Here is an 8655-nt window from a genome sequence, read left to right as displayed (position 1 = left end):
CGGCCGGTCACCCCGCTCCCGGCCGTACCCCCTCCGGCGTGCGCGAGGCCTATCACCTTCTGATGCGGCGGACCGACACCCCGGCGCTGCGGGAGTGGGCCAAGCGGTATGTCGCCGGGTGGCTCGCCCGGTCGGGGTACGGGATGGACGCGCGGACCATGCCCCTGCCCGAGCGCTGGGGGCGGGAAGGACTGCGGCCCTGGCTGCAGGCGCAGCACGACCGGCACGGGGCCGAGTTCGAGGAGAACGCCGAGGTCCCGCTGCCCTCCCGGGAGGCCGTCGTCGACGACACCGTGCAGACGGCGCCGCTGACCCTGATCGACGGCAGCTGGCTGCAGGGGTTCACCGACTACGAGCAGGCCTCCTCGGAGATCGGCCACTCGCTCTTCGAGACGTACTGGGACGAACTCGGCAACGGCGAACCGAAGTTGAACCACCCCCTCATCTACCGCGACGTGCTGCGGGAGATGGACGTCGACCTGCCGCCCACCGCCTCCGCCGAGTTCGCCCACTGGCCCGGCTTCCGCGACGAGTCCTTCGCACTGCCGGTGTACTGGCTGTGCGTCGGCCGTTTCCCGCGGACGTTCCTGCCCGAGGTGCTCGGCCTGAACCTGGCGATGGAGCTGTCCGGCGTCGGCGGCACCTACCGCAGGGCCCGGCTGGCCCTGAAGGCGCACGGCTTCAGCACCCGCTTCGTCGACATCCACAACACGATCGACAACGTCGCCACCGGCCACTCCGCGTGGGCGGCGGACGCGGTGGACACCCTGATGGCCGCGCTGCCCGAGACCCCCGGCCCCGGCGGCCGCGAGGAGACCTGGCAGCGGGTGCGGGTGGGCTACCGCTCGCTGAACCCGCCGAACGGCGTCGGCGCCCGGCTGGCCGCCCGCCGCGTACGGCTCACGGGCAGCCGGCGATGAGCCCCTTCGCCCCGGCGCCCGCATCCCGTCCCGCACCCAACTCCGTGGAGGAACGCAGCGGTGTCTGACCTGATCCTGGGAGTGTCGGCCTACTACCACGACAGCGCGGCGGCGCTGATCGCCGACGGCGTGCCCGTCGCGGCCGCTCAAGAGGAGCGCTTCAGCAGGCGCCGGCACGACCCCTCCTTCCCCTCCGACGCCGTCCGCTACTGCCTCGCCGAGGCGGGCGCGACGCTGGACGACGTCAGTGCCGTCGCCTACTACGAGGATCCGCGGCTGAAGTTCCGCCGGGTGCTGGCCACCTTCGCCGGCGCCGCCCCGACCGGCTTCGCCTCCTTCCGCGACACCCTGCCCTCCTGGCTGGGCGCGGGCGGCAAACTGCGCACCGGCGACCGCGTCCGTGCCGAACTCGCCGACCTCGGCCTGGGCCGGGTGCCGCCGCTGTCCGTGCGCCGGCACCACGAGTCGCACGCCGTGTCGGCGTTCTTCCCGAGCCCGTACGAGTCCGCCGCCGTCCTGTGCATCGACGGCGTCGGCGAATGGGCCACCACCACCCTGTGGCACGGCCGCGGCACCGAGCTCACCGCGCTGGCCGAGATCCGCTTCCCGCACTCGCTGGGCCTGCTGTACTCGGCGTTCACCTACTTCTGCGGCTTCAAGGTCGACTCGGGCGAGTACAAGCTGATGGGCCTCGCCCCCTACGGCAGGCCGCGCTACGCCGACCTCATCCGCGAGCGGCTCATCGACATCAAGTCCGACGGCTCCTTCCGCCTGGACATGCGGTACTTCGAGTACCTGCGCGGCCAGGTGATGACCGGCAAGGGCTTCGAGAAGCTCTTCGGCGGACCCCGCCGCGCTCCCGAAGGACAGCTCACCGAGCGGGAGTTCGACCTCGCGGCCTCGGTGCAGGCGGTCACCGAGGAGGTCGTGCTCAAGCTGGCCCGCACCGCGCGCGAGCGCACCGGCGAGTCGACGCTCTGCCTGGCCGGCGGTGTCGCCCTCAACTGCGTCGCCAACGGCAAGGTCATCGACGCCGGGATCTTCGACGAGGTGTGGATCCAGCCGGCCGCCGGTGACGCGGGCGGGGCACTCGGCGCGGCTCAGGCCGTCGCCATGGAGCGCGGGGTGCGCCGCGACCACCCGGCCACCGGCCGGGACGCGATGAGCGGCTCACTGCTCGGGCCCGGCTACGACGATGAGCAGATCGCCGCCTACCTGGAGTCGCACGGCATCCCGCACCAGCGCCTCGACGAGGACACGCTGGCCAAGGAGGTCGCCGAGGGGCTCGCGGACGGGAAGATCGTCGGCTGGTTCCAGGGCCGGATGGAGTTCGGGCCGCGCGCCCTGGGCGCCCGCTCGATCATCGGCGACCCGCGCAACCCGGCGATGCAGTCCACCATGAACCTCAAGATCAAGTTCCGGGAGTCGTTCCGCCCCTTCGCACCCGCCGTGCTGGCCCCCGACGCCACCGAGTACTTCGACCTGCCGCAGGAGAGCCCGTACATGCTCGTGGTCTCCCAGATCGCGGCGGCCCAGCGACTCGACGCCGACAGCGCCGGGGCGAGCGGACTGGACCTGCTGAAGGTGCACCGCTCGACCGTCCCGGCCGTCACCCACGTCGACCACTCGGCGCGCGTGCAGACGGTCACCGAGCACGGCAACCCCGCCTACCACCGGCTGCTGACCGCCTTCAAGGCCCGCACCGGCTGCCCGGTGCTGGTCAACACCTCCTTCAACGTGCGCGGCGAGCCCATCGTGAACACCCCGCACGACGCCTACACCTGCTTCATGCGCACGAACATCGACCTGCTCGCGCTCGGCAACTTCCTGCTGGAGAAGAGCGCCCAGCCCGCCTGGTCGGAGGAGCACGACTGGCGCACCGAGATCCCCCTCGACTGAGCCCCCATCCGCCTCACGCATCCCGGCCCGGCCGGCCGTACGACCCCGGCCCGGTGCGCCGGAGAACGGACCCGACCATGCGCACCTTCCTGCTCTTCCTCGTCTACTGCCTCGTCGTGACGCCGATCGGCCTGCTCGGCCGCGTCGTCAAGGACCCGATGGCCCGCCGCCGGACCCGCGGGGCCAAGACCTACTGGACCCCGCCGACCCCGGCACAGGCCCGTTGACCGGCGCGGGAGGTGTGCTACAGACCGATGGGAGACACACGATGACCAGCTTGCTCCAGTTCGCCCGGCACCGTATCGACGACAGCGTCCGGGATCTGCTGGACAAGGAGATATCGGAACGCGTCTCGGAGACCCGGCTCGACTCGGACCTCGACGACGCGATCCTGGCCGGCATCGGCGCCTACGCGCTCAGCCGCCATCTGCCCGGCGACGTGCTCCAGGGCATCCAGGTGTTCACCGCCGCCGCGCGGCACGCCCTGGTGCTGTCCAACCTGCCCGCCCAGGACTTCCCCGCCACCCCGGTGAGCGGCTTCGGGGACGAACCCGAGCTGGCCGTCACCAACGCCGTCCACCTGGGGCTGATCCGCCTGATCGGCGCCACGCCCTTCGCCGTCGCCTACGAGAACGACGGCCACCTCATCCGCAACGTCGTCCCCAACCCGGCGGCCTGCGGCACCACCAGCTCCTGGGGTGCGGACTCGGAGTTCTTCTGGCACACCGACAACCCCCACCAGCCGTTCGGCCGGCCGGGCTCCGACCCGCGCCTGTACACCCCGCCGTACCTGACCTTCTACGCCGTACGCAACGAGGAGCAGGTCCCCACCGAGATCGCCGCGCTCGACGACGTCGTGGTCCGCCTGGACGCGGGGACCCGGCAGGCGCTGCAGACACCCGAGTTCGAGGTCGGCGCGCCCGACTCCAACGACGGCGGGGCCACCGGCCCGCTGCGCGAGGCCCCCGTCCTGGAGCCCGACGGCCACGGCCGCCACCGCGCCCGCTACGACCGCGGCACCACCCGCGGCGTCACCGACCGGGCCCGTACCGCCCTGGAGCGCTGGTGCGAGGCCCTCAACACCGTCCCGGCCGCCGAACTCGTCCTGGACACCGGCGACTTCATGATCTTCGACAACCACCGGGTGCTGCACCGCCGCAAGGCCTTCACCCCGCGCCCCGACGCCACGGCCCGCTGGCTGCGCCGCTGCTACGCCGCCTGAGTCCCGCCACCCACCTGCCCCGCACGGAGGAAACCCGATGAACAAGTACCGCGTGGCCGTCGTCGGCGGCCGCCCGGCCCCGATCGCCGGCGCCCAGCAGCTCGGCATCGACGTCGTCCTCGTCCACGAGGAGGGCGCCTACGACCCCGCCATCGCCGAGCACTGCGAGCGCATCGTGCACGCCCCCATCGCCGACGGCCCGGCGATACTCGACGTACTCAGGCCGCTGCACGACGAGCGCCCCTTCGACCGGGTCCTCACCACCACCGAACCGGCCGCCGAGTCCACCGGGTTCGTCGTGGACTCGCTGGGCCTGCCCGGCGTCACCGAGGCCACCGCCCGCGCCCTCAAGGACAAGGCGCTCACCCGCGAACTCCTCGACAAGCACGGCCTGAGCCCCGTCCGCTACCGGATGGTCGACAGCGCCGAGGAGATCGCCGCCTTCCGCGCCGAGGTCGGCGAACGGATCATCGTGAAGCCGGTGGACGGCGTCGCCAGCCTGCACATCCACCCGGTGGACGGCCCCGAGGACGCCGAGCGCGCCTGGCGGGCGCTGGGGGAGGCCGGGATCACCGGCATCATCGCCGAGGAGTACCTCGACGGCCCGGTGGTGAGCGTCGACTCGTTCTCGTACGCGGGCCGGCACCTGCCCATCGGCTACTCCGAGTACCGGATGAACGAGCGGTACGTCGAATGGGAGGTCAGCACGCCGAGCCGGTACGCCCGCCCCTGGCTCGCCGAACTGCGCGAGCTCACGCCGAAGCTGCTGGACGCCGTCGGGCTCACCGAGGGCCCCTCGCACAGCGAGTTCGTGCTCACCGCGCAGGGCCCCCGGGTGCTGGAGTCGCACGCCCGGCTGGCCGGCAGCGGCGCCCCCGAACTGGTCCGCCGCGCCTTCGGCCTGGACCTGAACCGGATGTTCCTCACCGTCCCGCTCGGCATCGACGAACTCCCCGCCGCCTCACCCGAGCCGCTGGGCGGCGCCGCCGTACGGTTCTTCACGCCCGAGCCCGGCACGGTCACCGCCGTCCGGGTCGCCGAGGACGCCGCCGACGAGGTGCGCCGGATACCCCAGGGCGAGGTGCCGTACGTGTTCCTGCCCTACCTCGACGAGTTCCGGGACACCGAGGTGGCCGCCGTGATCGGCAAGAGCGTGGGCGAGACCGTGCCGCCGCTACTCACCGTCGCCGACTGCGTGTCCGGGTACGCCATCGCGTCCGGCCGGGACGCCGACGACGCCGTGGCGAGGACCGAGGCGGTCGACGCGCGGATCCGGTTCGAGACGCGCTGAGTACGGCCCGTACGACCCCTCCGGCCGGGCGGCCGGGCCCGTTCCCCTCGGCGCCCGGCCGCCCGGTCCCGTGACCGGCCCGCACCGACCCCCTGGGAAGGAACGCCCGTGAACCCGATCATCTCCACCGCCCCGGCGGGCAGCCGCACCGCCGATCGTGCGGGGAGCCCCGCGCCGGACCCCGTCACCCAGCTGCACTCCGTGCGGCGGCTCGTCGAGGACCGGTACGCAGACGAGACCGACGAGCAGCCGCTCATCCGGGCCGCGCTCCATCTCATCGACTGCGCGACCGACGTCGTCGCCGGGCTGCCCGCACCCGACCTCGACGTCTGCCGCGACGCCCTCGGCTCCGCCCGGGCCGCCGTCGTCTCGGCGACCTTCGCCGTGGGCCGGGTCCGCGACCTGGCCGTGCCCGGAACGGAGCGCGCATGAGCCGCCACATCGTCGTCGTCCACCGCTGGCGCGACCGCCACGCCCGCTACGAGGACTACCTCGACCACCGCGCCCACCAGGTCACCTACGTCACCACCCGGCTCGCGCGGGACTCGGTACCCGCCGCCGCGGCGGCCGCCGTGGTCGTCCCCGCCACCGACGACACCGAGGCGGTCTGGCGGGCGGTGACCGGACTGCGCGCCCGCTTCGGCCCGCCCGACCGGCTGCTGGCCCTCAACGAGGGCGATCTCGACACCGCGGCCGTGATCCGCGAGCGGCTCCGCTGCGCCGGCCAGACCCCGGCCGCACTCGCCCGCTTCCGCGACAAGCTGACCATGAACCAGACCGTCGCGCGGGCCGGCGTACCGGTCCCCCGCTTCGCCGACGCCCCCGACGAGCGGTCCGTACGCGCCTTCGCCGACCGCCACGGCCTGCCCGTCGTGGTCAAGCCCCGCCGGGGCACGGCCAGCCGGGGCGTCGTACGCGTCGAGTCCCCCGCCGACCTCCCGCACCTGGGCGCGCTGCCGCCCGAACCGCGTCTGGTGCAGGAGTACTGCCCCGACGACATCGTCCACATCGACGGCCTGTGGACCGGCGAACGCCTGGGCCCCTGGCGGGCCTCCCGCTACGTCAACACCTGTGTCGACTTCACCCAGGGCCAGGCCCTCGGCTCCGTCGAGATCGACGACCCCCGACTCCTCGCGGAACTGAGCGAGTTCACCGCGCGGGTCGCGGGCGCGCTCAGCGACGAACCCTGGGTCTTCCACCTGGAGGCCTTCGTCGGCGCCTCGGCCGACGGCCGGCCCGCGATCCGCTTCCTGGAGGCGGGCTACCGGGTCGGCGGCGCGGAGATCCCCTTCGTCTGGCGGGAGGTGCACGGCATCGACCTGATGCGGGCCGCCGCCGACATCCAGCTGGGCCGCACCCCCGACCTGCCCGTCCCCGAGCGCTGGCGCACCGGAGGCTGGCTGCTGGTGCCCTCCCCGGTCCCGGCCCCCTGCCGGGTCCTCGCCCACGACCTGCCCGCACCCCAGGACCCCGCCGAGGCGCCGTACGCCGTCGTCGTTCCCGCCGTCGGCCAGGTCATCCCGCGGGTCGGCGGCTACGAGCACGTCGGCGCCCGCTTCCGCTTCCGCGGCGACTCCAGCGGCGAGGTCGAGAAGGCGGTCCTGCGCACGGCGGCCCAGTTCCGCCTGGAGTGCGCGCCCGAGACCCCGGCCCACACCGGCGGCGGCCGCCCGGCGTGCGGACTGGACCGATGACCGGCCGTGACACGACCGATGCGGCCGTCCTGGTCCTGGAGGACGGCCGGAGCTTCCGCGGCCGGGCCTACGGAGCGGTGGGGGAGACCTTCGGGGAGGCGGTGTTCTCCACCGGCATGACCGGCTACCAGGAGACCCTGACCGACCCGTCGTACGACCGCCAGATCGTGGTCGCGACCGCCCCGCAGATCGGCAACACCGGCTGGAACGACGAGGACGACGAGTCGAGCCGCATCTGGGCGGCCGGATACGTGGTCCGCGATCCCGCCCGCGTGCCCTCCAACTGGCGGGCGCGGCGCTCCCTGGACGAGGAACTGGTCGGGCAGGGCGTCGTCGGCATCCGGGACGTGGACACCCGGGCGCTGACCCGGCACCTGCGCGAGCGCGGCGCGATGCGGGCCGGCGTCTTCTCCGGCACCGCGCTCGTCCCCGAGGCCCGACTGCTCGCGCGCGTACGGGAACAGCCGCACATGAAGGGGGCGAACCTGTGCGCCGAGGTCGCCACCAAGGAGACGTACGTCGTCCCGGCCATCGGCGCGAAGCGGTTCACGGTGGCCGCGGTCGACCTGGGCATCAAGGGCATGACCCCACGCCGGATGGCCGAGCGCGGCATCGAGGTGCACGTGCTCCCGGCCACGGCCACCGCCGAGGACGTCTACGCGGTCCGGCCGGACGGGGTGTTCCTCTCCAACGGCCCCGGCGACCCGGCCGCCGCCGACGGACCGGTCGCGGTGACGCGGGCCGTCCTGGAGCGGGGCACGCCGCTGTTCGGCATCTGCTTCGGCCAGCAGATCCTCGGCCGGGCGCTGGGCTTCGGCACGTACAAGCTGAAGTACGGCCACCGTGGCATCAACCAGCCGGTGCAGGACCGTACGACCGGCAAGGTCGAGGTCACCGCGCACAACCACGGCTTCGCCGTCGACGCCCCGCTCGACGGGATCGCGCGAACGCCCTTCGGCCGGGTCGAGGTGACCCACGTCTGCCTGAACGACGGCGTGGTGGAAGGCCTGCGGCTGCTGGACCGGCCGGCCTTCAGCGTCCAGTACCACCCGGAGGCGGCGGCCGGTCCGCACGACGCCGCGTACCTGTTCGACCGCTTCACGTCTTTGATGGACACAGTCCTGATGGAGGGCCGGCGTGCCCAAGCGCACTGACATCCGCTCCGTCCTGGTCATCGGCTCCGGCCCGATCGTCATCGGCCAGGCCGCCGAGTTCGACTACTCCGGTACCCAGGCGTGCCGGGTCCTGAAGTCCGAGGGCCTGCGCGTCGTCCTCGTGAACTCCAACCCGGCGACGATCATGACCGACCCGGAGATCGCCGACGCGACGTATGTGGAGCCGATCACCCCGGAGTTCGTGGAAAGAATCATCGAGAAGGAGCGGCCGGACGCGCTGCTGCCGACCCTGGGCGGCCAGACGGCCCTGAACACGGCCATCTCGCTCCATCAGCGGGGAGTACTGGAGAAGTACGGCGTCGAGCTGATCGGCGCCAACGTGGAGGCGATCCACAAGGGCGAGGACCGGGACCGGTTCAAGCTCGTGGTCGACGCCGTCCGCTCCAAGATCGGGTACGGCGAGTCCGCCCGCTCGGTGATCTGCCACTCCATGGACGACGTGCTGAACGGCGTC

At 73.0% G+C, this 8655-nt stretch carries 9 protein-coding genes; all 9 read left to right on the top strand.

From position 1 onward, the window contains the following. On the top strand, positions 1–920 hold a 920-nt coding region (locus tag IPZ69_RS45290; protein ID WP_235460760.1), incomplete at its 5' end, for an iron-containing redox enzyme family protein. 60 nt (positions 921–980) lie between these two features. Further along, the gene (locus IPZ69_RS45285) at positions 981–2819 is read left to right on the top strand and encodes a carbamoyltransferase family protein (RefSeq protein ID WP_235460759.1); all 1839 of its coding nucleotides are present in this window, start codon (positions 981–983) and stop codon (positions 2817–2819) included. A 77-nt stretch (positions 2820–2896) separates the two neighbouring features. Then, complete coding sequence (locus IPZ69_RS45280; protein ID WP_235460758.1) at positions 2897–3046, top strand: hypothetical protein; 150 nt, start codon at positions 2897–2899, stop codon at positions 3044–3046. 41 nt (positions 3047–3087) lie between these two features. Further along, positions 3088–4041, top strand: coding sequence for a TauD/TfdA family dioxygenase (locus IPZ69_RS45275; protein ID WP_235460757.1), 954 nt, complete (start codon positions 3088–3090; stop codon positions 4039–4041). Between the two features lie 37 nt (positions 4042–4078). Then, positions 4079–5332: an ATP-grasp domain-containing protein gene (locus IPZ69_RS45270; RefSeq protein WP_235460756.1), complete on the top strand. Its 1254-nt coding sequence runs from the start codon at positions 4079–4081 to the stop codon at positions 5330–5332. Between the two features lie 108 nt (positions 5333–5440). After that, positions 5441–5764: a hypothetical protein gene (locus tag IPZ69_RS45265; protein ID WP_235460755.1), complete on the top strand. Its 324-nt coding sequence runs from the start codon at positions 5441–5443 to the stop codon at positions 5762–5764. Further along, positions 5761–7026, top strand: a complete 1266-nt coding sequence (locus IPZ69_RS45260; protein ID WP_235460754.1) for an ATP-grasp domain-containing protein — start codon at positions 5761–5763, stop codon at positions 7024–7026. The genes IPZ69_RS45265 and IPZ69_RS45260 overlap by 4 nt, the downstream gene beginning before the upstream one ends. Next, positions 7023–8180, top strand: a complete 1158-nt coding sequence (carA, locus tag IPZ69_RS45255; RefSeq protein WP_235460753.1) for a glutamine-hydrolyzing carbamoyl-phosphate synthase small subunit — start codon at positions 7023–7025, stop codon at positions 8178–8180. Before IPZ69_RS45260 ends, carA begins: the two co-directional genes overlap by 4 nt. After that, a partial coding sequence (locus IPZ69_RS45250; protein ID WP_445330187.1) for a carbamoyl phosphate synthase preATP-grasp domain-containing protein occupies positions 8164–8655 on the top strand: 492 nt, incomplete at its 3' end. The genes carA and IPZ69_RS45250, both read left to right, overlap by 17 nt.

This window comes from Streptomyces olivochromogenes, assembly GCF_021538895.1.
Taxonomy (GTDB): domain Bacteria; phylum Actinomycetota; class Actinomycetes; order Streptomycetales; family Streptomycetaceae; genus Streptomyces; species Streptomyces olivochromogenes_A.
This window is presented reverse-complemented; position numbering and strand designations above follow the sequence as displayed.